This is a genomic window from Nesterenkonia muleiensis (genome assembly GCF_003600155.1).
Taxonomy (GTDB): Bacteria; Actinomycetota; Actinomycetes; order Actinomycetales; family Micrococcaceae; genus Nesterenkonia; species Nesterenkonia muleiensis.
Genome location: NZ_QWLD01000050.1, coordinates 45099 through 69786, shown reverse-complemented (window position 1 = coordinate 69786; position 24688 = coordinate 45099). Strand labels below are relative to the sequence as shown.

The 24688-nt window shown below is 64.8% G+C and carries 22 protein-coding genes and 3 tRNA genes; 19 read left to right on the top strand and 6 right to left on the bottom strand.

Going from position 1 to position 24688, the window contains the following annotated elements; genetic code table 11:
• Positions 1-2 precede the first annotated feature (2 nt).
• Genes DVO78_RS15150 through DVO78_RS15130 form a run of 5 tightly spaced genes read left to right on the top strand, consistent with a single transcriptional unit; the run spans position 3 to position 3984 of the window.
• Positions 3-638 (top strand): DUF2017 family protein, encoded by a 636-nt coding sequence (locus DVO78_RS15150; protein ID WP_120006051.1) that lies wholly within the window; start codon positions 3-5, stop codon positions 636-638.
• 18 nt (positions 639-656) lie between these two features.
• Positions 657-1442: an MBL fold metallo-hydrolase gene (locus DVO78_RS15145; protein ID WP_120006049.1), complete on the top strand. Its 786-nt coding sequence runs from the start codon at positions 657-659 to the stop codon at positions 1440-1442.
• A gap of 20 nt (positions 1443-1462) precedes the next feature.
• Complete coding sequence (gene rph / locus DVO78_RS15140; protein ID WP_120006047.1) at positions 1463-2203, top strand: ribonuclease PH; 741 nt, start codon at positions 1463-1465, stop codon at positions 2201-2203.
• Positions 2200-2859: an RdgB/HAM1 family non-canonical purine NTP pyrophosphatase gene (gene rdgB / locus DVO78_RS15135; protein WP_238385346.1), complete on the top strand. Its 660-nt coding sequence runs from the start codon at positions 2200-2202 to the stop codon at positions 2857-2859. The genes rph and rdgB overlap by 4 nt, the downstream gene beginning before the upstream one ends.
• Complete coding sequence (locus DVO78_RS15130; RefSeq protein ID WP_238385345.1) at positions 2860-3984, top strand: exonuclease domain-containing protein; 1125 nt, start codon at positions 2860-2862, stop codon at positions 3982-3984. It abuts the gene before it with no gap.
• Here the strand turns inward: DVO78_RS15130 and DVO78_RS15125 are convergent.
• On the bottom strand, positions 3899-4741 hold the full coding sequence (locus DVO78_RS15125; RefSeq protein WP_120006043.1) for a hypothetical protein: 843 nt from the start codon (positions 4739-4741) through the stop codon (positions 3899-3901). The two genes, DVO78_RS15130 and DVO78_RS15125, sit on opposite strands and share 86 nt — an antisense overlap.
• Before the next feature lie 71 nt (positions 4742-4812).
• Here DVO78_RS15125 and DVO78_RS15120 point away from each other — a divergent pair, with 71 nt between their 5' ends.
• Genes DVO78_RS15120 through DVO78_RS15110 form a run of 3 tightly spaced genes read left to right on the top strand, consistent with a single transcriptional unit; the run spans position 4813 to position 9577 of the window.
• The gene (locus tag DVO78_RS15120; protein WP_120006041.1) at positions 4813-6030 is read left to right on the top strand and encodes an exonuclease SbcCD subunit D; all 1218 of its coding nucleotides are present in this window, start codon (positions 4813-4815) and stop codon (positions 6028-6030) included.
• Positions 6027-9050, top strand: coding sequence for an AAA family ATPase (locus DVO78_RS15115; RefSeq protein WP_120006039.1), 3024 nt, complete (start codon positions 6027-6029; stop codon positions 9048-9050). Before DVO78_RS15120 ends, DVO78_RS15115 begins: the two co-directional genes overlap by 4 nt.
• A complete protein-coding gene (locus tag DVO78_RS15110; RefSeq protein ID WP_120006037.1) occupies positions 9047-9577 on the top strand; it encodes a hypothetical protein in 531 nt (176 codons plus the stop codon). Before DVO78_RS15115 ends, DVO78_RS15110 begins: the two co-directional genes overlap by 4 nt.
• Here the strand turns inward: DVO78_RS15110 and DVO78_RS15105 are convergent.
• From DVO78_RS15105 to bcp, 5 genes are all read right to left on the bottom strand, one after another.
• A complete protein-coding gene (locus DVO78_RS15105; protein WP_120006035.1) occupies positions 9519-10301 on the bottom strand; it encodes an alpha/beta fold hydrolase in 783 nt (260 codons plus the stop codon). The genes DVO78_RS15110 and DVO78_RS15105 overlap by 59 nt on opposite strands.
• 18 nt (positions 10302-10319) lie before the next feature.
• Entirely contained in the window at positions 10320-11816 is a 1497-nt protein-coding gene (locus tag DVO78_RS15100) for a malate:quinone oxidoreductase (RefSeq protein WP_120006033.1), read from the bottom strand.
• A 92-nt stretch (positions 11817-11908) separates the two neighbouring features.
• A complete protein-coding gene (locus DVO78_RS15095; RefSeq protein WP_120006031.1) occupies positions 11909-13570 on the bottom strand; it encodes an ABC transporter substrate-binding protein in 1662 nt (553 codons plus the stop codon).
• A 1-nt stretch (position 13571) separates the two neighbouring features.
• Positions 13572-13653 (bottom strand) — tRNA-Leu (locus DVO78_RS15090).
• Between the two features lie 48 nt (positions 13654-13701).
• A complete protein-coding gene (gene bcp, locus DVO78_RS15085) occupies positions 13702-14169 on the bottom strand; it encodes a thioredoxin-dependent thiol peroxidase (RefSeq protein ID WP_120006030.1) in 468 nt (155 codons plus the stop codon).
• 49 nt (positions 14170-14218) lie between these two features.
• On the opposite strand from bcp, the gene DVO78_RS15080 reads away from it, so the two are divergent.
• The 11 genes from DVO78_RS15080 to DVO78_RS15030 all read left to right on the top strand — a co-directional run bounded on the left by DVO78_RS15080 (position 14219) and on the right by DVO78_RS15030 (position 24648).
• Positions 14219-14761: a hypothetical protein gene (locus DVO78_RS15080; protein ID WP_120006028.1), complete on the top strand. Its 543-nt coding sequence runs from the start codon at positions 14219-14221 to the stop codon at positions 14759-14761.
• Positions 14762-14874: 113 nt separating this feature from the next.
• Positions 14875-14947: transfer RNA gene (locus tag DVO78_RS15075), tRNA-Lys, on the top strand.
• Between the two features lie 188 nt (positions 14948-15135).
• Positions 15136-15209, top strand: a tRNA-Pro gene (locus tag DVO78_RS15070).
• A 100-nt stretch (positions 15210-15309) separates the two neighbouring features.
• Entirely contained in the window at positions 15310-16731 is a 1422-nt protein-coding gene (tig, locus tag DVO78_RS15065) for a trigger factor (RefSeq protein WP_157984072.1), read from the top strand.
• Positions 16732-17269: 538 nt separating this feature from the next.
• On the top strand, positions 17270-17878 hold the full coding sequence (locus tag DVO78_RS15060; protein WP_120006024.1) for an ATP-dependent Clp protease proteolytic subunit: 609 nt from the start codon (positions 17270-17272) through the stop codon (positions 17876-17878).
• A 59-nt stretch (positions 17879-17937) separates the two neighbouring features.
• Positions 17938-18615 (top strand): ATP-dependent Clp protease proteolytic subunit, encoded by a 678-nt coding sequence (locus DVO78_RS15055; RefSeq protein WP_238385344.1) that lies wholly within the window; start codon positions 17938-17940, stop codon positions 18613-18615.
• Between the two features lie 260 nt (positions 18616-18875).
• The gene (clpX, locus tag DVO78_RS15050; RefSeq protein ID WP_120006022.1) at positions 18876-20168 is read left to right on the top strand and encodes an ATP-dependent Clp protease ATP-binding subunit ClpX; all 1293 of its coding nucleotides are present in this window, start codon (positions 18876-18878) and stop codon (positions 20166-20168) included.
• A gap of 88 nt (positions 20169-20256) precedes the next feature.
• Positions 20257-21537 carry an extracellular solute-binding protein gene (locus tag DVO78_RS15045; RefSeq protein WP_120006020.1) on the top strand — a complete coding sequence of 427 codons (1281 nt, stop codon included), beginning with the start codon at positions 20257-20259 and terminating at the stop codon, positions 21535-21537.
• On the top strand, positions 21534-22520 hold the full coding sequence (locus tag DVO78_RS15040; protein WP_238385343.1) for a carbohydrate ABC transporter permease: 987 nt from the start codon (positions 21534-21536) through the stop codon (positions 22518-22520). The genes DVO78_RS15045 and DVO78_RS15040 overlap by 4 nt, the downstream gene beginning before the upstream one ends.
• Positions 22520-23359, top strand: a complete 840-nt coding sequence (locus DVO78_RS15035) for a carbohydrate ABC transporter permease (RefSeq protein ID WP_120006018.1) — start codon at positions 22520-22522, stop codon at positions 23357-23359. The genes DVO78_RS15040 and DVO78_RS15035 overlap by 1 nt, the downstream gene beginning before the upstream one ends.
• A 26-nt stretch (positions 23360-23385) precedes the next feature.
• Positions 23386-24648, top strand: coding sequence for an ABC transporter ATP-binding protein (locus tag DVO78_RS15030; RefSeq protein ID WP_120006016.1), 1263 nt, complete (start codon positions 23386-23388; stop codon positions 24646-24648).
• Positions 24649-24688: the final 40 nt, after the last annotated feature.

Below are 24688 nucleotides of genomic sequence, written 5' to 3'. Positions count from 1 at the left end.
AGATGGCCCGGGCTTTTCGCGCCACCACACGCGGGTACAAGGCAGACCTGGAGTCCCATGAGCGCCGCCTGCTCTCCCAGCTCTGCGCCGATGTCATCACCATGCTGGAGACCCGGGGCAAACAGCTCACTGGCGACGACGCGCCGGCCGGCACCGACGCCGAAGACGACTACGCCCACTTCCGCCGTGAGCTGGCCGGGCTGGGAGACCAGATCGACGGCAGTGACGCCGCAGGCGGCCTCGCCCCTCCCGACGACGCTGCGCTGGCCCGGCTGCTCCCGGATGCTTCCAGCGACCCGCAGGAGGCCGCACAGTTCAGGCGGCTCTCCGAGTCCTCGCTGCGGGAGTCGAAGCTCGCCGATCTGCGCGCGGCACGGATGGCCCTGGAGGGGGAGCCGGTCAGCCTGACCGAGGAGCAGGCCCCGGTGTTCGGCAGGGCGCTCAATGATGTGCGGCTGACCCTGGCCTCGCGCCTGGGCGTGGAGGACGAGGCCGACGCCGAACAGATCCACCAGATGGCCAAGGCCGGAAGTGCGGCCACCACCGAGGCACTGATGGCTGAGCTCTATGCCTTCAGCACCTGGTTGCAGGAGACCCTGTTCTCAGCCATGCTCGATGTCATGCCAGAAGACGACTGAGGATATGCTGAGCGGTATATGAAACTGACGATCATCGGCTGCAGCGGCTCCTTCCCTGGGCCGCATTCCTCGGCAAGCTGCTATCTGGTCACTCAGGAGTATCAAGGACGCACCTGGCGCATCGCTCTGGACCTGGGCAGCGGTGCTCTGGGACCGTTGCAGAAGCACATCGCCTTAGAGGATCTGGACGCTGTCTGCCTCAGCCACCTGCACCCGGACCATTACATGGACCTCACCGGTCTGCACATCGCGGTCAAATGGCGCCCCGGGGGCTGGCCCGTCGGCCGGATTCCGATCTATGCCCCTTCAGGCACTGATGAGCGCATCGCTGCCGCTCACGGGGTAGATCCTGACCCGGGAATGCACGGAGAATTCGACTTCCGGACCTGGACGCCCGAGCAGCCGGTGACCATCGGCCCGTTCAGCATCACGCCGCTGACGGTCCGGCATCCGATCGATGAGCCTTATGCACTGCGGATCGAGGCGCTGGACGACCAGGGGCAGCTGAAGACCCTGACCTACTCCGGCGACACCGACAGCTGCCGGGGACTGGTGCAGGCCGCCCAGGGAGCCGACGTGTTTCTCTGCGAGGCTGCCTACCAGGACGGCCGTGACGACGCTATTGAGGGTATTCACCTCAATGGTGACCGGGCAGGGGCTGCAGCAGCTGAAGCCGATGTCGGCCGGCTGCTGCTGACCCATCTGCCGGCGTGGACGGACCCCCATGTAGTGCGGGAGCACGCTGCTCACCGGTACGGGGGAAACATCGCGATCGCCGCCGATGGGGTCACCTACCAGATCTGAAAGACGCCACAGGAGGGTTCATGACGCAGAAGTATGTTCGCGCTGACGGCCGCGCCGTCGATGACATGCGGGAGATCCGCATCATCAGAGAATGGTCCGACCATGCTGAGGGCAGTGCGCTGATCGAGTTCGGCGGTACCAAGGTGCTGTGCACCGCCAGCTTCGAATCGACCGTGCCCCGCTGGCTCAGAGGCCAGGGCAGGGGCTGGGTCACCGCGGAGTACGCGATGCTGCCGCGGGCCACCAACACCCGAAGCTCGCGTGAAGCGGTCAAGGGTAAGATCGGCGGCCGCACCCATGAGATCTCACGGCTGATCGGGCGCTCTTTGCGCGCAGTGGTTGACCTCGAAGCGCTGGGCGAGAACATGATCACTCTGGACTGCGATGTGCTTCAGGCTGACGGCGGTACCCGCACCGCTGCGATCACCGGTGCCTTCGTCGCTCTGGCCGATGCCATCGAATGGGCCCGTGCCGAAGGTCACATCCGCAAACGCGCCGAAGTCTTGGGCGATTCGGTCTCGGCGGTCTCAGTGGGGGTGCTGCCCGACGGCAAGGCTGTGCTGGATCTGCCCTACCAGGAGGACTCCACTGCTGAGACCGATATGAACGTGGTGGTCACCGGCGGCGGGGACTTTGTGGAAGTCCAGGGGACGGCTGAGGGTGCGCCGTTCAACCGTGATCAGCTCAACGAGCTGTTGGACCTGGCCCTCGGCGGATGCGGGCGCCTGGCCGAGCTCCAGCGGCAGGTGCTTGCCCAGTGACGCTCAATGCCGTGGCACTCGGCTCGGCCAAGATTGTTCTGGCCACCGGGAACCGGGGAAAGCTGCGGGAGTTCCGTGCTCTGCTGGCCGGCCAGCCGGAGCTGGCGCATATGAACCTCGATGCGGCAGTCATCGACGCTGCGAGCGCCGGAGTGGGTGACATTCCCGAAACCGGGGTGACCTTCGAGGAGAACTCCCTGCTGAAGGCGCGGACCGTGGCTGAGCTGACCGGGCTGCCGGCAGTGGCCGATGATTCCGGGCTCGCTGTGGAGGTGCTCAACGGGGCACCTGGCATCTTCTCCGGGCGCTGGGCCGGCTCTCAGGCAGGTGACGAGAACAACCGCCGGCTGCTGCTGGAGCAGCTGGCAGACATTGCCCCGGAGCACCGCGGGGCGGCTTTCGTCTGTGTGGCCTCTCTGGTGATTCCCGCAGATGATGACGAGGCCGTCATGGAGTACACAGCCGAGGGCAGGCTCGAAGGGTCACTGCTGACCCAGGAGCGCGGGACCGGGGGTTTCGGCTACGACTCGGTCCTGCAGCCGACCGGCGATGAACGCTCCTGCGCGGAACTGAGCATGGCGGAGAAGAATGCCGTCTCGCACCGCGGCAAGGCTTTTGCCGCCCTGGCTCCTCGCATCGTTGAGGCGCTGGGCTAGATGCCACCGGGTGCACTGGGCTCGCTGGCTGGCCTGCGCCCGCCTCGGCTGGAAGGTCTGAACTTCACCGCCGTGGACTTTGAGACTGCCAACGGTTTTCGCGGCTCACCGTGCGCGATCGGTATGGTCAGGGTGCGTGACGGTTCTGTCGATGAGCTCTACTTCAAGCGGATGCGCCCACCGGCCGGCTTCGACCGGTTCGACCCCCGCAACGTGCAGATCCACGGGATCACCGCCGAGAAAGTGGCCGCAGCGCCCCGGTTCGGCGAACTGTTCGGTGAGATTGCGGAGTTCATCGGCGCAGACACGTTGGTGGCGCACAACGCCTGCTTCGACACCGAGGTGTTCGAATCCGCCCTGGAGGTCTCCGGACTGGACTCCCCGGGGGGACTGCGGGCGCTGTGCTCAGTGCGCCTGGCCAGGGCGGTGTACCAGCTGGACTCGCACGCGCTGCCCCACGCTGCCAAAGAAGCAGGCTTCCACCTCAAGCATCACCACCATGCGCTCTGGGACGCCCGAGCCGCCGCGGCGATCGTAGTGGACATCGCCGAGCGGCAGCAGCTCGCGGAGCTCAATGATCTCTTCTCAGCCCACAGGATCGAGCCCGAGGAGCTGGAGGCCTGGACCGCGCCCCGGGTCTACGAATCCCGGGCCACCCGCCAGGTGCGCAGCTATGGCCAGCTGCTGGACGCCCGCAACAGTGAGGTCAGCGACGACATGCTCCCGGACCTGATGCGCTGGCAGGACGAGGGGAGGAACCTCTCGCCCGATCCGGGAGCCGATCCCGGTCATCCGCTGTTCGGCCAGCACATAGTCTTCAGCGGGAACCTGGCCATCCCGCGGCCCGATGCCAAGGCGCTGGCCGCCGCACACGGAGCAGCCACCTCCTCCAAAGTCACCGGCTACACCACGCTGCTGGTGATCGGCGACGGAGTCAGCCCCGAGGATCTGGGGGCCGGTGAGTTCCTTCCTCCGCTGCGGGCCAGTAAGGTCCAGGCGGCGCTGAAACGCAGGCGGAATGGTCAGTCGATCAGGTTTGTCACTGAGGCCGGCTACCGGGCGATGCTGGGTCAGGCCTGGCCGCTGCCCGCCACCGCCGCCCCAGGTCTTCCACCACTACGGTGATCAGCTCATGGCGCACATCGTCAGCGCCGGCGCCGTCGTTCTCCACCATGAGGTGAGAAGTCTTCGCACCACAGACCTGAGACGCCGCAGCATCATTGCGCAGATGGGCATTGTGCAGATCGGCGGCGAGCCGGCGTGCAGCGGCCAGCAGCTTCGGGTCTTCGTGGGTCAGGCAGATGGCCTGCTCAGCCCAGTCCCGCTTCATCTCAGCCTCCACATAGGGAACCAAGCCGATGGGCTTGATCCGTGCCAGTGCGGGATCCTCCGTGAGCGTGGTTCTCGCGTCTTCCTCCATCGCCTCGGAGGACTTAGAGCCAACTCCGGTCCCGGCCCGGCTCAATCGGTCGCCATCGGCTCGTTGTCGGGGTGCGAGTCTCATCTCACCGGAGGTCAGCCCGGCCAGTGACTCCTCGGCGCTGCCGGGCAGCACCTCCAGCGCCCCGGAGTCCAGGATCAGCTTCAGCGCATGGTCGGTGGGCCTGGGCGGCGGCTGCGGGGCGCCCTCGGGGAAGCCACCGGTGATCAGCCGGTGCCAGCGCAGAGAGGCCAACCACATGGTCGCCGCAGGGTCTGCGCCGGTACCCTCACGCGCCCACTCCAGCACCTCCAGCACACCGTCTGCCAGGCAGAGCGCCAGCAGCGTCTCAGCATGGACCTGCTCACCGGGTCCCGGGAGCATATCCCGCATGGCAGGCTCGAAGGCCCCCACGAGGCGCTGGTCGCCACTGGCTGCCGAGGAATGGTCTTGTGCTGCCACAGCGGATAAGAATAGCCGACATCCCTCCAGGCGGCGCACCTGATGTGGGTGCCTGACCGTAGGGTTGGACCATGAAGGTCTTGCACACCTCAGACTGGCACCTGGGCCGTGGCTTCCACGGCACTGATCTGCGCCAGACCCAGTTGGAGATGATCCAGACCGTGTGCTCCGCCGTGGAGGAGCACACGGTAGATGTGGTGCTGGTGGCAGGTGATGTCTTCGACCGTGCGCTGCCCCCGGAATGGGCTGTCCGCGAGCTGGGACAGTGTCTGCGCAGACTCCACCGGGCCGGTGCCAAAGTGGTGATGACCAGCGGTAACCATGACTCGGCGGTGCGCCTGGGGTTCAACCGCGAGCTGGTGGCACTCTCCGGCGTGCATATCCGCTCCGGGCTCGAGGAGGCCTGGGACCCGGTGCAGATCGAGGCCGCCGGCGAACGCCTGCTCATCTATGGGGTGCCGTACCTGGAGCCGCAGATCTACGCCGAGCAGCTGGGTCTGGACCGGGCCCATCACACCGCAGTCATGACTGAGGTGCTGCGCAGAATCCGGGCCGATGCGGCACAGCGCAGTACCGATGAGGCCAGCACCCGGGTCATCATCATGGCCCACCTCTTCGCCGCCCACGGGACAGCCAGCGAATCCGAACGGCATATCGGTGCGCCCGCCGTGCCGGAACAGACTCTGGACCATCGGGAAAACACCGCTGGCGGCCTGGCAGTGGTCCCCCTGGAGCTGTTCGAGGGATTCGACTATGTGGCCCTGGGCCATCTCCACGGCCGGCAGCGGCTGACCGACCGCGTCCGGTACTCCGGCTCCCCGATCCGGTACTCCTTCTCCGAGGTGAACCAGCACAAGGGAGCGTGGCTGATTGACACCTCCGCGCTCGACGACGCCGCGGTGGCTGTCAGAGGGCTGGATTGGGCGATCGGACGGCGACTAGCACGGCTTGTGGGGACCATCGATGAGCTCCTGGCCCCGGAGCTGGTGGAGGCTCACCAGGAGACCTTTGTTCAGGTGAGCCTCACTGATGATCAGCGGCCCGAACGCGCCTACCAGAGGCTCCGTGAGGCATACCCGCATCTGATGCACTACAGCTACGCCGGCGCGGGACTGACCGATTCCGCCGGCAGCTACGCACAGAGGCTGCACCAGGCAGAGAGCGAGCTGGACGTCGTCGCAGGTTTTCTCCAGCATGTCCGCAGCCGGGCAGCGACCCAGCAGGAGCTGAACACAGTGGAGACCGCCCTGGAGGCAGTCAGGACAGCGTCGGCGGGGGAGAAGGCATGAAGTTCCACCGTCTGGAAATCTGCGCCTTCGGGCCCTTCGCCGGCACCGAGACCGTTGACTTCGATGCCTTGAGCGCAGACGGCTTGTTTCTGCTGCGCGGACAGACCGGATCGGGGAAGACCTCCGTGCTGGACGCCATCACCTTCGCCCTCTATGGGGATGTCCCCGGTCAGCGGCGCAGCGACGGACTGAAGTCCCAGCATGCCCCAGCAGAGCGGAAACCCTATGTGGAGCTGGAGTTCTCCTGCGGTCAGGACCGTTTCCACGTCCGGCGTGAGCCCCGGCACTACCGGCCTGCCAAACGTGCCGGTGCCGCTGATCAGGCCGAGGGCCCGGCGGTGTTCATCAAGCGGTTCGAGCGCGGGGCGTGGAGCCCTGTCCCGGTGCACAAGATTGCCGAAGGCGACAGAGAGCTCTCCGGGATTCTGGGACTGGACATGGACGAGTTCACCAAAGTGATCATGCTTCCGCAGGGGGCCTTCGCCCAGCTGATGCATGCCACCAACGAGGACCGGCGGAAGATCCTCGAGCAGCTGTTCGACATTGCCACCTATGAGCAGCTCGAACACTACCTCTGGGAGCGCAAGCGTGACTCCGAGTCTCAGCTCAACGAGCTGGCGGCTCGGGTCCATGTGCATGCGGAGTCGCTGCGCACCAGTGCGGAGGCTCTGCTGGGGGAGCAGATGCCGGGCAGCGAGGACCTCCCGGAGGAAGAGCTGGCAGATGCCGTGCTGGAGCAGGCCGGACGATGCCGGCAGACTTTGGAGGCGGCCGCCACGCAGGCTCAGCAGGTCGCGCAGACCGCTGCCCAAGAGCTGGAGGTCCTGACCCTGCGGCATCGGCAGCTGACGCGCTGGGCTGAGCATACCGCCAGGCTCCAGGCCCACCAGAAGGCGCAGCCAGAGGCGCAGCGCGCTGAGAAGCAGATCGCCAGCCATCACGCGGCATCGGCGCTGCAGGAGAGCCTGAAGCGTGCTGAGCAGCACGAGCAGGCCGTCAGGCACCGCCGCGCCGAGCAGCACCGGGCCGAGGAAGCGGCAGAGCTGGCCCTGCGGGCCCAGTCCGACATCTCTGCCCAGACCTACGATCAGGCATTCGATGAGCTGGTGGACCTCAGAGCACGGTTGACCGATCCACAGACCGGCCAGGTCGAGCAGCGTCACGCTGAGCGGGTCTCCTCCGCGCAGCAGAGCCAGCAGGCACTGGTCCGGGCTCGGGAACGCGCCACTGAGTTCGAGGCCCTGGTAGGCGCCAAGCAGCAGGCGCGCGATGAGATCGTGGCTCAGCTGCTCAGCGCCGAGCAGGTCGATCAGCGGTACGACGCCGCCCAGGCTGCGCTGGCTGCCGCCCAGACCCGGGCAGAACGGGTGGCTGAACGGGACAGCACGGCTCAACAGGTCGCAGTGCTGGACGAGGACGTCTCTGCGGCTCAGAAGCACCAGACCTCGTGTGAACAGAGGCTCCGGGAGATCTCACAGCGCTATCTGCAGTCAGTGGCCCACCGGCTCGCCCAGGAGCTCTCACCAGGGGAGCCGTGTCTGGTCTGCGGATCTACCGATCACCCCCAACCGTTGGATGCCGGTACCAGCAGTGTCACGGAGGAAGAGCTCGAGGCCGCCTCCGAAGCCCTTCAGGAGGCGCGTTCAGCCTTGGAAGCTGCCCGCGCCGCCCAGCGCAGCGCTGCCGACTCGCTGCAGGCCTCCCGGGCAGCCCTGGGGGAGTGCGCAGACCTCACTCTGACCGAGGCGGAAAGGCTGTGCACCGAGGCCACCAACCGGGCCGAGACCGCCCAGCAGCAGCGCACCGAGCAGCGACGTCTGCACAACGAGGCAGAGCGCACCCGGGAGGAACTGGCGCAGCTGCGCCAGCAGCACACCGAGGCCAGTCACGCCGAAGCCGCTGGGGCCGCAGAATCGGCCCGGCTGAACCAGGAGGTCAGGGATCTGGAGCAGAGGTTGGCCACCCTGCGCGGAGACCATGACTCCGTGGCGGACCGCCTCGCGGCCTTGGACGCGCTGCAGGGCAGGCTCACCGCTGCCCGACAGGCGCGCCAGGAGACTGAACAGTCCCAGCAGCTGGCTGATGAGCGCAGAGCGGAAGTCAATGAGGATCTGACCGTCTCGGCCTTCCCCCACGCTCAAGCGGTCGCAGCCGCACTGCTGCCAGAGGATGAGCTGCCGCGGCTCACCGAAGTGCTGGAGTCCTTCATGGCCACCGCTGCCAGCCTCGACTACGAGGCCGAATATGACCACGACGTCAAAGCCGGTATGCGCCGTGCCGCTGCTGAGGAGCAGTCCCCCAGCCAAGAAGACTTGCAGGAGGCTGAACGGGCAGCCGCCCAAGCCCAGGACTCCTACGAGCAGGCCCACCGCAGGCTCACCGATTTCACCGCTGAAGCTCGTGGTGTCGAACGCACAGCTGCTGCGCTGCAGCAGTCGCTCACCGACCGGAACCAGCAGGCGGCTGACACCCTTCGCCGTGCTGAACTGGCCGAAGCAGTACGTGGTGTGGGAGGCGACAACAGCCGACGGATGCGCCTGACCACCTTCGTGCTGGCCGCCAGACTGGAACGTGTGGCCGAGGCCGCCACCCAGCATCTGAGCGCAATGACAGATGGCCGTTACCAGCTTCTGCTCGACGCCGACCGCGGTGGGCGCGGACTGCGCGGACTCGACCTCAAAGTCCACGATGAGTATGCCGAACAGCAGCGGCCGGCAGAGTCTCTCTCCGGGGGTGAGACGTTCATGGCTGCACTCGCGCTCGCCCTGGGGCTGGCGGAGATGGTGCAGTCCGAGTCAGGAGGCATCGGACTGGACAGCCTGTTCATCGATGAGGGGTTCGGCTCCCTGGACGAGCAGACGCTCGATTCTGTGATGGCGGCGCTGCATACCTTGCAGGGTGAAGGTCGGAGAATCGGCGTGGTCAGCCACGTGACCGAGATGCACCAGCAGATCCCTGTACAGCTGAAAGTCAGCAAGACCCATCGCGGCTCGACGCTGGAACTGGTGGGAGCCTCGTGATCAGGGTCCTCCAGCTGCTGGCCCGCCTGCCGGGGACACTGCTGCCCTTCGCCGTCGGACTGAGCCTCTCCGCGGCAGGATGGTGGATTGCCTTGGGCGCGGGGGCGGCAGCGGTGGCGGGGTTCCTCCTCTCCTCCGGAATCGCCCGGCTCCTGTCCCGGTGGGTGAGCTGGCGGAATCTGCTGCTGTGTCAGACCGTGATCTACGTGGTGCTGGTGATTCTGCTGGTCACGTCAGCTGAACAGGGTCATCTGGTGCTTGCCCTGACGCTGAGCCTTGCCGCTGGCGCGGCAGCACCGGCGGAGCGGATCTGCGCCCCGCAGCGCCGGCTGGACCGCACCGCCTTGGGGCTCTCCTTCCTGCTGACGCTGGTGTGCGGTTTCCTCGCCGCCTGGACAGCGCCGCTGGTGGCCTGCGGGATCATCGCCGCCGCAGCAGTGCCGGTGCTGGTGATGCTGCGCTTCAGCGTCAGCTCCGAAGAAAGTCCGTCACCGCGCCCTTATAGTCCCGGGACGTCAGCGCATTGACATGGTTGCGCCCGGGCAGCTCCACGAAGCGTGCCGGCTGGCCAGCTTGCCGTACCCACTGCGCCATCTGCTCGGACCCGGCAGCGATCTCATCGTTGCCGCCTGCGACCACCAGTGTGGGGACCGATGGAACAGTCTCCTCCGGAGGGATGAGGTCAGCTCCCAGTGCCAACCTGAGCTCCACCACATGGGGCAGGTTCTGCCCGGGGGTCATAGCGGCTACGGTGATGTAGCCACGGGTGAGTTCATCGGCCGGTTCGGAGCCGCCTGCGGCCCAGGCCCGGGCCTGGGCTGGATCCACGTGGTAGGCCTCAGCGGTGACCGGTGATCCGCCGATGACCAGATGGGCCACTGAACCGGGATGGGCATGGGCGAACTGCCAGGCCACGCGTGAGCCCAGGGAATAGCCGTGGACCGCGGTGTGCGGGCCCATTTCGGAGGTCAGCCGGTGCAGGTCGGTCAGTACCTCGTCCATGCTCAGCCCGGTGGGGTCTACATCCCGGGAAGCACCGTGGCCGGGGAGGTCTACGGAGATCACGCTGCGCCCAGTCTCCATCAGCGGATCCAGCCAGCCAGTCTTGACCCAGTTGAACAGGGTATTGGAGGCGAAACCGTGAATCAGGATGATCGGGCCGGATAACGGCTGCTGGTGCTCCCAGGTGTGAACCGTCAGTCCGTGTGCGGTGCGTCGGGTGTCCGGAGCGGGGTAGCGCAACTGTCCCACGTCGTCGTTGTCCTCCGCTCAGACGTCGAGTTGGAGAGCCTCCGCGGTGGACTCGGTCACCTCTGACAGGAGTTTTTCGTCCTCGTTGAGGATCCGGCCGTAAGAGGGCACCATGACCTCCAGGTGGGGTTTCCACGCCTCGATCTGCCCCGGGAAGCAGCGCTCCAGGAGCTTGAACATGATGCTCGGGGCAGTGGAGGCCCCCGGGGACGCGCCCAGCAGGCCCGCGATGGAACCGTCGGCGGCGGCGATCAGCTCGGTGCCGAACTGCAGAACACCCTTGCCGTCTTCGTTCTTCTTCATCACCTGTACCCGCTGGCCTGCGGTGATGAGCTCCCACTTGTCGGCCTCGGCCTCCGGGAAGAAGTCTCGCAGCGCCTCCACCTTCTTCTTGTGCGTCTTGGCGATCTCCTTGAGCAGGTAGGTCACCAGAGAGGTGTTGGTGGCCCCGACCCGCAGCATCGGCAGCAGATTGTGCCCGCGCACGGAGAACGGCAGATCGAAGTACGAGCCGGACTTCAGGAAGTTGGTGGAGAAGCCGGCATAGGGGCCGAACATCAGCGAACGCCGCCCTTCCACGAACCGGGTGTCCAGATGGGGCACAGACATCGGCGGAGCGCCCACCGAGGCCAGGCCGTAGACCTTGGCGTGGTGCTGCTCCGCGGTAGAGGTGTCAAGGGCGCGCAGGAACTGCCCGGAGACGGGGAACCCGCCGAAGCCCCTGATCTCCTCAATGCCGCTGGACTGCAGCAGGCTCAGGGCGCCGCCGCCGGCTCCGACGAAGACGAACCGGGCGCTGGCGGTGAACTTCTCCCCACCGGCGGTGTTCTTGACCTTCAGGTCCCAACGGCCGTCTGTGCCGCGGGACAGACCGGTGACCTCGTGGCTGTAGCGCAGCTCCACACCTTCGGAGTCAAGGTGTCCGGCTAGCTGACGGCTGACCGATCCAAAGTCCACGTCGGTGCCGTCCTCGAACTTCGAGGCTGCCACCGGCTGCTCCGCGGCGCGCCCGGTTGAGAGCAGCGGTGCCCATTCGCCGATGGCGTCCAGGTCCTCGCTGTGCTCGATGTGGGCGAACAGCGGCTCGGCCCGCATCGCTTCGTAGCGGTCTCGCAGGTACTGGCAGTTCTTCTCCCCCCAGACGAAGCTGATATGCGGCAGTGCGTTGATGAAGGTCCGGGGCGAACCCAGTGTGCCCTCACGGACCCAGTGCGACCACAGCTGCCGGGAGACGTGGAACTGCTCGGCGATGCCGCAGGCCTTGGCGGTGGAGATGGAACCGTCAGTCCCCCGCGGGGTGTAGTTGAGCTCGCAGAAAGCAGTATGGCCGGTCCCTGCGTTGTTCCACGGGTCTGAGGACTCTTGGCCGGCGCCGTCGAGCTTCTCGAACAGGGCGATGCGCCACTCGGGCTGCAGCTCCTTGAGGATGGCCCCGAGCGTGGTGGACATAATGCCACCGCCGATCAGAATCACGTCGAAACGCTGGGATGAGGTGGTCGACGGTGACTCGCTCACGGCAGGGCTCCTCAGAATGCTCAGATGATCAAGTGGATTCGGCTCCGACTCTACCGCCGGGCCATAGCGGGCAGGAAATTGACGCAGGCTGCTCAGCTTTCGGCCAAGCGGATCTCAGCGAAGCGTTCGTTGAGCACCGGAGACATCGGATAGTCCGCCATCCCCGAGCCGAGGGCCAACCCCGAGATCGGATAGGCCAGCGGCAGCGCCGGAAGCCGGTCCTGAATGATGTCGGCCACCTCCTGGTACAGCTGAATGCGGTCCTCCTCCTCGGATTCGGCGCGGGCGCTGTTGAGAAGCTCGATGACTTCTTCGTCGTGGAAGTTGAACTCCCGGCTGGCCTGTCCGAACAGCGGAGAGAAGAACGTGTGCGGTGAGCGGAAGCCCCCGTTGCGGCCCAGCAGGTGCATGGCCCGGGAGGAGTCACCCATGAGCTGTTCGACATATCCGTCGGACCAGCGCACCGGCTTGGGCCGGATCACAAACCCGGCGGCGGTGAGGTCCGCAGCCACGGCGGCGAACACCGCCTCTGGTCGGGGCAGGTAGCTGCGGGTGGTGGTGATCGGGTAGTAGAAGTCCAAGGGCTCGCCGTCGTAGCCGGAGTCCTCCAGCAGCTCCTGGGCCAGCGAGAGGCTGTAGCTGTGCTGCAAGGCGGTGTCGGAGTGGACTGCCAGCGCGGCCGGGGTGAACTGGTAGGCGGGCCGGGTGCCGTCGAGGAAGATGTTCTCCACCAGCTCCGGACGGTTCACCGCCCGGGCCGCAGCCTGCCGCACCAGGACGTCGGACATGACCGGATGATCGAGGTTGAACCCCATGTAGAGCACTGAGAACGGGTCGCGCTGCAGGATCAGCCGGCCTGACTGCACGAGTGAGCGCAGGTTGTCCGCGGTGATCAGGTCGTAGACATCGGCTTGGCCGCGCTGAAGCTCACGGAGTCGGTCGAAGCTCTTGGGCAGTGGGCGGATGGTCACCTCAGCGGGTCCCTCTGCGGCATCCCAGTACTCATCGAAGGCCTGGAGGGTGACCGTTGCGCCGTCGTCGTTCTCCGGCTCGGCCAAACGGTAGGGGCCGGTCCCCATGGGTGCGCGGGAGATCAGCCCCGGGTCATTGTCGACCAGCACCTCGGCAGAGGCGATTCCGAAGGCGGGAAGGGTCAGGGCCTGCAGCAGGTAGACCACCGGTGTACTCAGGGTCAACACCAGAGTGCGTTCGTCTTCGGCTTCCACGGACTCCAGCACACAGTCATCGGAGTTCAGATACCCGCCGAAGACCGAGGGGAAGGCCAGGGGGGTGGATCGGCTGATGTTCCCATAGCCGTAGAGGTAGTCCAACCGTCCCCAGCGTTCGAAGTTCTCCACCACCACCTCAGCGGTCAGTGCGCTGCCGTCGTGGAATACCACGCCCTCACGCAGGATGAAGGTGTAGGTCAGCTCATCGGCGCTGACCTCCCACTGGTCCGCCAGCAGCGGTGCCACTGAGCCGGTGCTGGGGTCTACCCCGACCAGCGGCTCGAAGATCTGCCGGAGGACCCGCTCGGTTTCGGTGTCAGTGGCCATACCGGGGTCCAATGATGCCGGGGGGTGGATCCCGGCAATGGTCACTGCACCGGAGGTTTCCGGCGCGGCGTCGCCGTCGTCCTCCTCCGGAGGCTGGTCAGTCTGCTCGGCTCCTTCACCGTTTGCGGAGTAGAGTGCGGCAGCAGCTCCCGCGGCGGAGGAGGCGCCCAGGAACAGGCGCCGGGACAGAACGTTCACGTGGGCGAGAGGGGACTTGAACCCCTACGTCATAAGACACTGGAACCTAAATCCAGCGCGTCTACCAATTCCGCCACTCGCCCGGATCGCCGCCACGCTATCTGGATAAGCGACCGCGACAGCGCACTATCCTACAGGCCCAGGGTCTTTCTCAGCCGGGCCACGTGACCGGTGGCCTTCACGTTGTACTGGGCGAGAGTGACGTTGCCCTCCTCATCGATTACCACAGTCGAACGGATGAGTCCCGCATAGACCTTGCCGTAGTTCTTCTTCTCGCCCCAGGCCCCGTAGGCCTCGGCCACAGCATGGTCCTGGTCAGCAAGCAGGGGAAAGCTCAAGTCCTCCATGCTGCTGAACTTCTCCAAGGCGGAGACCGGGTCGGGGGAGAGTCCCAGCACCTGGTAGCCGGCTGCCTGCAGGGAGGCCAGTGAATCCCGGAAGTCACAGGCTTGGGTGGTGCATCCCGGGGTCGAAGCCTTGGGGTAGAAATAGACGATCACCTTCTGGCCGCGGTAGTCGCTCAGCGAGACGTTGCTGCCGTCGGAAGCGGGAAGGGTGAACGCGGGTGCGGTATCTCCGGGGCTCAATTGTGCAGTCATGGAGGGCTCCTGTCCTTGGCATGTATGTGCTCCCACGTAGACTACCTGCATGGTCATCAGTACTGATCGCAGTCCCCCGGAGGAGGAGCTGGTTGCCGCCTTCCGCGAGGTCTTCGACGCCTCGGTGATGAACTTCGGCTCCTACAATCTGCTCTACGCGGAGAATCTGCTCGGCCGTGCGGAGCATCCAGAGCCTGTGGTGTCCAGCGGTGAGGACTCCACCGCCGAGCTTTCTGCCCAGGAGGCGGCCGAAGCGGCACGGCACCTGATTGTGGGATACCGGCGGGAGCCGGCCGAGCTGGTGCTCTGCCCCCTGGACCCCGCTGAGGTCCTGCCACCCTCGGAGGGCAGGGGCAAGCCCTCGCCCAGTGTGCCGGTACTGGTGAACCTGACCAACTTGGCAGGAATGGCCGCTGAGGATTCGACGGTGGAGATCGCACTTTCCACCGGGCGAAGAGTCAAGCTGGATGTGCAATATCGCGTCACTTTCACACAGCTGCCTGAAGTCGCGCTGAACCAGCAGCTGGACGTGGAAGACTTCTACGCCTTCCTCGACCACTTCATGGATGTGGTTGAGCGTAAGCGTGCTTGAGAGCAGCTTCACACTAGGCAGAGTGGCACCAGGGATGATTAGGTGATAAAGTCGCATGTCGTTGTCCGCGTGAAGGCGGGCACTATTTCTGAGAAGCTGAAGTTCTCATTCGAGGGCCTCTAGCTCAACTGGCAGAGCATCAGACTCTTAATCTGCAGGTTGCGGGTTCAAGTCCCGCGGGGCCCACGCTCAGACTCTCGGGAACAAGGCCGCTGACCTCATTAGTCAGCGGCCTTTTCTGCTGTGGCAGAGAGGTGATCAGTCATCAGTGCCGAGCAAGAGGTGATGAGGATTCGCCGCACAGCGGTGGATCACGGTATTGTGTAGCGGTTCATGCGTACGCCCCGGGGCGTGTGTGAGCACGTGCAGGCAAACGGGAAGTAGTTCAGTTTGGTAGAGCGCTCGCTTTGGGAGCGAGAGGTCGCAGGTTCAAATCCTGTCTTCCCGACAGAGTGGGAAGCCTGCCGCCAGCAGTGGCGGCGGGCTCCGGCTTGAAGACCGGCACGTCAACAGCAATCTCAGCTAGAGCAATATTCAGGAGCCCATACGTGGTCAAGAGCACCGTCGAAGAACTGAACCCGACTCGAGTCAAGCTCACCGTGGAGGTGTCCGGCGAGGAGCTTGAGCCCAAGATCAAGGCTGCCTATAAGAGCATCGCCAACCAGGTTCAGATCCCGGGTTTCCGCAAGGGCAAGGTCCCCGCCCCCATCATCGATCAGCGCTTCGGCCGCGAGGCCGTCATCCAGCAGGCCATCAACGACGGTCTGCAGGAGTTCTATCAGGCCGGTCTCGCCGAAGCAGAGGTCACCCCGCTCTCCCGCCCCGAGGTAGAGGTCGAGGAGATCCCTGACGTCAAGACCAATGAGGGCGTGCTGAAGTTCTCCGGAGAACTCGACGTCAAGCCCACGGTTGAGCTGCCCGACTACGCCGGTCTGGAGGTCGAGGTCGAGCCCCAGGAGGCTGACGAGGAGGCCGTCCAGGAGGAGCTGGACGCTCTGCGCTCCCGCTTCGGCACTCTCAAGGAAGTCGAACGGCCGGCGAAGACCGATGACTTCGTCACCATCGACATGGTTGCCACCATCGGCGATGACGAGGTCGACAACGCCACCGGACTCAGCTACCAGGTGGGTGCAGGCACCATGCTTGAGGGCCTGGACGAGGCCCTGGAGGGGCTCTCCGCTGAGGAGGACGCCACCTTCACCACCACCCTGGCCGGCGGTGAGCACTCCGGCGAAGAGGCGAACGTCAAGGTCACCCTGACTGCCGTCAAGGAGCGTGAGCTGCCCGAGGCCGACGACGAGTTCGCCCAGCTGGCCTCTGAGTTCGACACCATTGATGAGCTCAAAGATGACCTGAGGTCCAAGGCCGAATCCACCATCCTGGAGAAGCAGGGCGTAGAAGCCCGTGACAAAGTCCTCGAGAAGCTGATGGGCCTGGTCGAGGTTCCGGTCCCGGGATCCGTGGTCGAGGAGCAGATCAACCAGCACTTCAGCTCGCAAGGGCACTCTGAGGGCGACTCCCACGACACGGATGAGCACCGCACCGAGATCCGGGAGCAGACCGAGGAGGCCTTCCGCAATGAGATCGTCCTGGACCTGATCGCTGAGAAGGAAGAGATCGGGGTCGACCAGGGTGAGATCATCGAGTACATCGTGGCCACTGCCCAGCAGTACGGCATGGAGCCCAACCAGTTCGCCCAGATGCTGGATCAGGCCGGCCAGGTCCCGATGATCATGGGAGAGGTCCGCCGCCGCAAGGCCCTGGCCAAGGTGCTGGAGCTGGCCAAGGTCACCGACACCGACGGCAACGAGGTGGATCTTACCGAGTTCGTCACCCCCGCGGACGAGCAGGAGAACGACGACGCCCCGGACGAGTCTTCAGCAGACACTTCCGATGCCGCTGACGAGACCACCGAGGCAGAAGAGGCAGCTGAAGACACAGCGCCGGCCGAGGAGTCCGAGGACAAGTAAGCACGTTCAACACAGAGGTGTGCCCTGGTGCCCATGGTGCCGGGGTATACCTGTCTCGTAGGCACAGTTCCTCAGCGACGGCGAACAGACAGAGTGATTGCTGTCCGGGCGCGGCGCTGACCATCCATCACACCATCGATGTTTCACCGCTGGCCGACTGACCCGCGAACTTGTGACATGGCGGGTGCGATCATGTCAGTCTGGCGATCAGCTCAGGTGAGCGTGGCTCCCTGACGTGGCCCACCCGGCAGTTGTGCAGCCGCGCGGGTCCCAGACCTCTGGGGTCCGTGTGCGCACCGATAGGACTTGCTGTAGGTGTGATGGCCGTGGCACCGAGTGCTGGAATCCCTCCGCCTCGGGACATGCGGCGCGGAGAGATTCCAACACTCGGCAATGATTCCTCACCATGGTGAGAGATTTCCCCGCCGGCGGAACTAAGCTGTGCCGACGGCGAACAGTCCGGTGTGCTCGGCGTCGTCGTGCTCTGTCTCCAGTAATGTCGTAGCAGAACCCGTGAAGAGACCTTTGGAGGAACTCGATGTCTGAGCAGCTGCCCACTGCCTCGAGCGTGGACCCGGCATCCCAGGAGAACTACATCTACAACCGGCTCCTCAAGGAGCGGATCATCTGGCTGGGCTCTGAGGTGCGCGACGATAACGCGAACACCATCTGCTCCCAGATGCTGCTGCTCTCGGCCGAGGACCCTGAGCGCGACATCTACCTCTACATCAACTCCCCGGGCGGCTCCGTCACCGCCGGGATGGCCATCTACGACACCATGCAGTTCATCCCGAACGACGTGGTGACGGTGGCCACCGGCCTGGCCGCCTCCATGGGCCAGTTCCTGCTGTCCTCCGGGACCCCCGGGAAGCGGTTCGCCACCCCGCACGCCCGCATCCTGATGCACCAGCCCTCCGGAGGCATCGGCGGCACCGAGTCGGATGTGCGCATCCAGGCTGAGCTGATCAAGCATATGAAGCAGGTCATGGCCGAGCTGACCGCTGAGCAGACCGGCCAGTCGGTGGACACGATCCTCAAGGACAACGCCCGCGACAAGTGGTTCACTGCGGAAGATGGCCTGGAGTACGGCTTCTTCGACAAGATCGCCCAGCGGTCCTCGACCGTCTCCGGCGGCGGAGGAGTCTGAGCGACGGCGCCGGCTTCCGAGACCTCACAGGCCACCAGGACTTCACAGGAGACTTTGAGATGAACTTTGATTTCCACCAGAACCCCCAGCCCGCACAGAGCCCGCAGGCTGTGCCTCATGCCCCCGGCAGCATCGAGTCCCGCTACATCCTGCCGCAGTTCGAGGAGCGCACCCCCTACGGCTTCAAGCGGCAGGACCCCTATGCCAAGCTCTTCGAGGACCGCATCGTCTTCCTCGGGGCACAGGTGGATGATGCCTCCGCCGATGACATCATGGCCCAGCTGCTGGTGCTGGAGTCGATGGACTCCGAGCGGGACATCACCCTCTACATCAACTCCCCGGGTGGTTCCTTCACCGCGATGACCGCGATCTATGACACCATGCAGTTCATCCGCCCACATGTGCAGACTGTCTGTCTGGGCCAGGCGGCCTCGGCCGCTGCGGTGCTGCTTGCCGCCGGCACGCCGGGAAAGCGCCTGGCGCTGCCGAATGCGCGCGTGCTGATCCACCAGCCGGCGATGGGAGGTGCCCGCGGCACAGCCACTGATCTGGGCATCCAGGCTGATGAGATCCGCCGCATCCGTACCTGGATGGAGGAGGTGCTGGCCCAGCACACCAACAAGACTGCCGAGGAAGTAGCTGCGGATATCGACCGCGATAAGTTCCTCTCGGCTGAAGGTGCCAAGGAGTACGGCCTGGTTGACGAGGTGCTGTCCTCCCGCAAGCTGCCGGTCTGAGTTGATCCCGGCGGCGCGCGCATGTCGCGCCGCCTCTCGGCGAGCTTGCGCTCGCCTTCACGCCTGAAGGGCTCGCCGTCGCTTCGCTTGGCTCGAGGCCCGGTTTGTCCCGGCGGCGGGCACATGTCGCGCCGCCTCTAAGCGGGCTTGCGCCTCAGCGGGACGTCATGATCCGTGGCGGTTCCGGTCCATGTCCTGGCTCTGCCGTAGGCTTGATGTAGTTCCTGAAACGATCTGCGCGGTGAGAGGGTTGCCTGACTATGGCCCGAATTGGTGAGAGCACTGACCTGCTGAAGTGCTCATTCTGCGGCAAGTCCCAGAAGCAGGTGCGGTACAAGCTGATCGCAGGCCCCGGTGTCTATATCTGCGACGAATGCATCGAGCTGTGCAACGAGATCATCGAGGAGTACCTCAACGAGGTCCAGGAGACCGCTGAGGTCGAACTGCCCACCCCCAGGGAGATCAAGGACTTCCTGGACGAGTACGTGGTAGGTCAGGTCAAGGCGAAGCGAGCGCTGGCGGTCGCAGTGCACAATCATTACAAGCGCATCCAAGTCACCGGCTCAGCGTCCAAGACCGCCTCTTTGGAGAAGGGCCCGTACGACGACGTCGAGATCGGCAAGTCAAATATCCTCATGGTCGGCCCCACCGGCTCCGGAAAGACCTACCTGGCACAGTCTTTGGCCCGGAAGCTGCAGGTCCCGTTCATCGTCGCCGACGCCACCAGCCTCACCGAGGCCGGATACGTGGGTGAGGATGTGGAGAACATCCTGCTGAAGCTGATCCAGGCCGCCGACGGCGACGTCAAGAAGGCCGAGCAGGGCATTGTCTACATCGACGAGATCGACAAGATCTCCCGCAAATCGGAGAATCCCTCCATCACCCGGGACGTCTCCGGTGAGGGCGTGCAGCAGGCGCTGCTGAAGATCCTGGAGGGCACCACCGCCTCGGTGGCCCCCCAGGGTGGCCGCAAGCACCCCCAGCAGGAGTTCATCCAGATCGACACCTCCAATGTGCTGTTCATCGTCGCCGGCGCATTCGCCGGTCTGGAGGAGATCATCGAGTCCCGGGCCGGCCGCAAAGGCATCGGCTTCGGGGCTCCGCTGTCCACCATTGTTCCCGGCGAGGCCAGCTACGCCGATGTGGAGCCCGAGGATCTGCACAAATTCGGCCTCATCCCCGAGTTCATCGGCCGGCTCCCAGTGGTCGCCACAGTGGAGGAGCTTGATGAGGACGCCCTCACCGAGATTCTCACCGAGCCGAAGAACGCACTGGTGAAGCAGTATCAGAAGATCTTCAGCCTGGACGATGTCGAGCTGACCTTCGACGAGGATGCTATTGCCGCCGTGGTCGCACTCGCCCAGGCCCGGGGGACAGGAGCCCGTGGACTGCGCTCGATCCTGGAGAACGTGCTCAACCCCATCATGTTCGACCTGCCCGGCCGGGATGATATCGCCTCGGTCTCCATCACCGCAGAGGTGGTCCGCGACGGCGCCGAGCCCCTGATGATCACCCGGGACGAGGCGAAGAAGCTCCGCAAGAAGTCCGCGTAGCGAAGCCCTTCCCATTGCCGCGTGAAGGTACTAATGTTTCCACTGAGTAATGTGATTCATATCACCCCAGCGAGGAGGTTCGGTACCGGTGAAAGGACGTACGGCTGGCGCCGCTGTCGCAGTGGGGGCGCTCTTGCTCACCGGCTGCGGTACCGACGATGGCACTCCAGTGCTGACCTGGTACATCAACCCGGACGACGGCGGACAGCAGGCACTTGCTGACCAGTGCACCGAAGAGGCCGACGGTGCATACCGCATCCAGACCTCGCTGCTGCCCAATGACGCGCCGGACCAGCGCGAACAGCTGGCACGCCGCCTGGCAGCAGGCGACTCCTCGCTGGACATTATGTCCATCGACCCGCCCTTCATCCCGGAGCTGGCCGAGCCCGGATTCTTAGCACCGGTCCCTGACGATGTCGCAGAGCGCACCACAGAGGACACCTTGGACGGTGCCCTTGCCGGTGCGATGTGGAAAGACGAAATCGTCACAGTGCCCTTCTGGGCCAACACGCAGATTCTCTGGTACCGGGAATCGGTGGCAGAGGCTGCCGGACTCGATATGAGCCAGCCGGTGACCTGGGAGGAGATCATCGATGCTGTCAGGGAACAGGACAAGTACATCAGCATTCAAGGGGTCCGGGCTGAGTCCATGACCGTCTGGGTCAACGCGCTTGTCGAATCACAGGAGGAATCCATCCTGGTGGATCCGGCAGCCTCGGCAGAGGACCTGGAGACGACCCTGGACTCGGATGCCGGACGCATGGCCGCAGAGATCATCAGTGTTATCGGTCAGGATCGTTTAGCAGGTCCAGGCGTGGCGTCCATGGACGAGAATCAGGGCATGCTGATGTTCCAGCGCGACCACGGTTCCTTCATGGTCAACTGGCCCTTTGTCTGGGCTGCCACCAATGCGGCAGCTGAGGACGGAAGCATCGAATCAGACGTTCCTGACGATGTCGGCTGGGCCCCCTACCCGCGCGTGGACGCTGAGACTCCGGCAGCGGCACCGCTGGGAGGAATCAATTTGGGCGTCGGCATCGACTCCGAACACCATGATCTGGCGTATGAGGCCATCGAGTGTATCGTCCAGCCAGAGAACCAGGCAGAGTACTTTGTGACCAACGGCAATCCTCCCTCCTCGGAGTCGGCATTCGACGATCCTCGCATCGAGGAGGACTACCCTATGGCCGATGTCATCCGCGAGGCGCTCGATGAGGCTGCACCCAGACCCCAGACCCCGTACTACAACGAGATCTCCGAAGTGATTCAGGATGAATTCACACCGATCTCCGGCATCGATCCCGACCGTGCACCGCAGCGGGCCGATACCTTCATCGGTGAAGTCCTCAGAGGGGAGCGTCTGCTGTGACTGACACCGTGAAGTCCGCCCCAGCCTCTAGGCGGCAGCGGGAGAAGCCGAAGAAGTCCGAGCGGGCCAGGGCCGAAACTCGGCTGGGATGGATTCTCGCCGGTCCGGCCTTTGTCATCATGCTGGCGGTCACCGCCTACCCGATCGGGCAAGCGGTCTTCGACTCGTTGTACTCCTTCCGGCTCACCGCACCAGACGATCGTTCCTTCGTCTTCCTGGACAACTACATTCTGCTGTTCACCGACTGGGGATTCTGGAGACCATTCCTGGTCACGGTGCTGATCACTGTCGTCACTGTTGCCGTGGAGCTGGTTCTGGGCTTCGCCCTGGCCTTGGTGATGCACCGTGCGCTCAAGAGCCTGCGAGGTCTGCTGCGCACCGCGATCCTGGTGCCCTACGGGATCATCACCGTGGTTTCGGCCTTTGCCTGGTACTACATGTTCGACATCAACTCAGGGTTCGTGAACAACTGGTTCTCCTGGCTGCCCGGCATCAGCGACGAATTGGACTGGTTCTCCAATTTCGGCACCGCGGTCACCGTCATCATGGCTTCCGAGATCTGGAAGACCACACCGTTCATCGCCCTGCTCCTGCTGGCGGGCCTGGCCCAGGTGCCGGACGAGCTGGTGGAGGCGGCCAAGGTGGACGGAGCCACCCGTTGGCAGCAGTTCTACCGGGTCACTGTGCCGAATATGAAGGCCGCCATCATGGTGGCAGTGCTCTTCAGGGCACTGGATGCCTTCCGGATCTTCGACAATGTCTTCATCATGACCGGTGGTGAGGCCAACACCGAAGTGCTCGCCCTGCTGGCCTACCGGCAGTCGATCAGCAGGCTGGAGATCGGGCTGGGCTCAGCGGTCTCCGTAGTGCTGTTCGCCTGTGTGCTGCTGATCTGTTTCGTGGCGATCAAGCTGTTCAAAGTCGACCTCGCCTCTGGGACAGACGCCGGCGGAGGAAAAGCCAAGAAGGGAGGGAAAGGCTGATGAGCGTCACGACGAAGACCCGACTGGGTTGGGCCATTGCCGCGGTGCTGGTGCTGGGGTACTCGCTGTTCCCCGTGGTGGCGATCTTCGCCAACAGTTTCAAGACTCCCGGAGACCTGGGCAACCAGAGGTTCTGGCCCACCAGCTGGACGCTGGCCAACTACGAGATGATCTTCGTGGGGCAGGCGCAGGAGCTGTTCCTCACCGCCCTGCGGAACTCGATCGGCATCACGCTGATCGCCACCTTCATCGCCGTGGTGCTCGCCACACTGTGCGCCTACGCCATAGCGAGGCTGGACTTCCCCGGCAAGCGCCTGGTACTCGGTGCGGCCCTGGCGGTCTCCATCTTCCCGGTGATCTCGGTGGTCACACCGCTGTTCAACGTCTGGCGGCAGATCGGGCTGTACGACACCTGGCTCGGCCTGATCATCCCGTACCTGTCCCTGACGCTGCCGATCTCCATCTGGACGCTCTCGGCGTTCTTCCGCCAGATCCCCTGGGATCTGGAGCTGGCGGCTCAGGTCGACGGTGCCACACAGTGGCAGGCCTTCCGCAAGGCCATCGTCCCCTTAGCCGCACCCGGGGTGTTCACCACCGCGATCATTGCGTTCTTCATCGCCTGGAACGATTTCGTCTACGGAATCTCACTGACCTCCACCGAGGCCGCCAGGCCAGTGCCTGCCGCTTTGGCGTTCTTCACCGGAGCCTCACAGTTCGAACAGCCCACCGGGGCCATCTCCGCGGCCGCCATCGTGGTCACCATCCCCGTGGTCGTACTGGTCCTGCTGTTCCAGCGACAGATTGTCTCAGGGCTGACCCAAGGCGCGGTCAAAGGCTGAGAGCAGAAGCGTAGAAAGGAAAGCGCATGGCATCGATCACCCTGAACAACATCGTCAAGGAGTACGACGACGGCTTTCCGGCGGTCAACGATATCTCTATAGATATCGAGGACGGCGAGTTCGTCATACTCGTCGGGCCCTCCGGCTGCGGAAAGTCCACTCTGCTGCGAATGATCGTGGGGCTGGAGGACGTCACCTCCGGCGAGCTGCGCATCGGCGGGGACGTGGTCAACGACAAGCCCCCGCGGGACCGCAACCTGGCCATGGTCTTCCAGAACTACGCGCTCTACCCGCACCTGACGGTGTTCGAGAACATCGCCTTCCCCATGCGCCTGGCCAAGGGCAAGTTCACCCAGGAGGAGGTGAAGGACAAGGTGCAGCGTGCCGCAGGGATGCTGGAGCTGACCGAGCACCTGGACCGTAAGCCGGCGAACCTCTCCGGCGGCCAGCGTCAGCGTGTGGCGATGGGCCGGGCCATCGTGCGGGAGGCCAACGCCTTCCTCTTCGACGAGCCTCTGAGCAACCTGGACGCTAAGCTGCGTGGCCAGATGCGCACCGAGATCTCCCAGCTGCAGCGCAGACTCAACACCACCAGCGTCTACGTCACCCACGACCAGACCGAGGCGATGACCCTCGGTGACCGGGTGGCCGTGCTGAAGCGGGGCGTGCTCCAGCAGATCGCCTCGCCGCGGGAGCTCTATGAGCAGCCGGCCAATCTGTTCGTGGCAGGATTCATCGGCGCGCCGTCAATGAACTTCATCCCCGGCACTGTTCAGCGCAGCTCCACCGGAGCGATGTGCTTGAGCACCCCTTTGGGCGAGATCGAGCTTCCTGAGCACATCGCCGCTGCCGGTCAGGACAAAGATGTGGTGCTGGCCGGTGCGCGACCGGAGTTCTTCGAGGAGGCATCCCAGGTGCGCGAGAGCCGCCGGGCCCGTGGGTCGGTCTTCTCCGCCGAGCTCAGCCACGTGGAGTGGCTGGGCAATGAGCAGTACGCCTACATCAGCTACGAGAACGACCCGCGGGTGGCCGAGGTCCTGCAGAACCTCGCCGCGGATATGGACACCGACGAACTGCGCACTCAACTGGTGGTGGCCGTCGACGCCATGTCACGGGTCCGCGGCGGCGACACCGCCGAGCTGTGGGTCGACGCCGGCAGAATCCACCTGTTCGACCCCGCCACCGGGGAGAACCTGACCCGCGACGCCGAGGCCGGCTCCGAGCTGACCCGCCAGGCGGCCGAGGACCGTCGGCGCGACCGGGAGCGGGCTGCGGCCAACGGCGGCTGAGCCAGCGGTCTTGAACTGGCCCATGACTTTCGGCACCTCT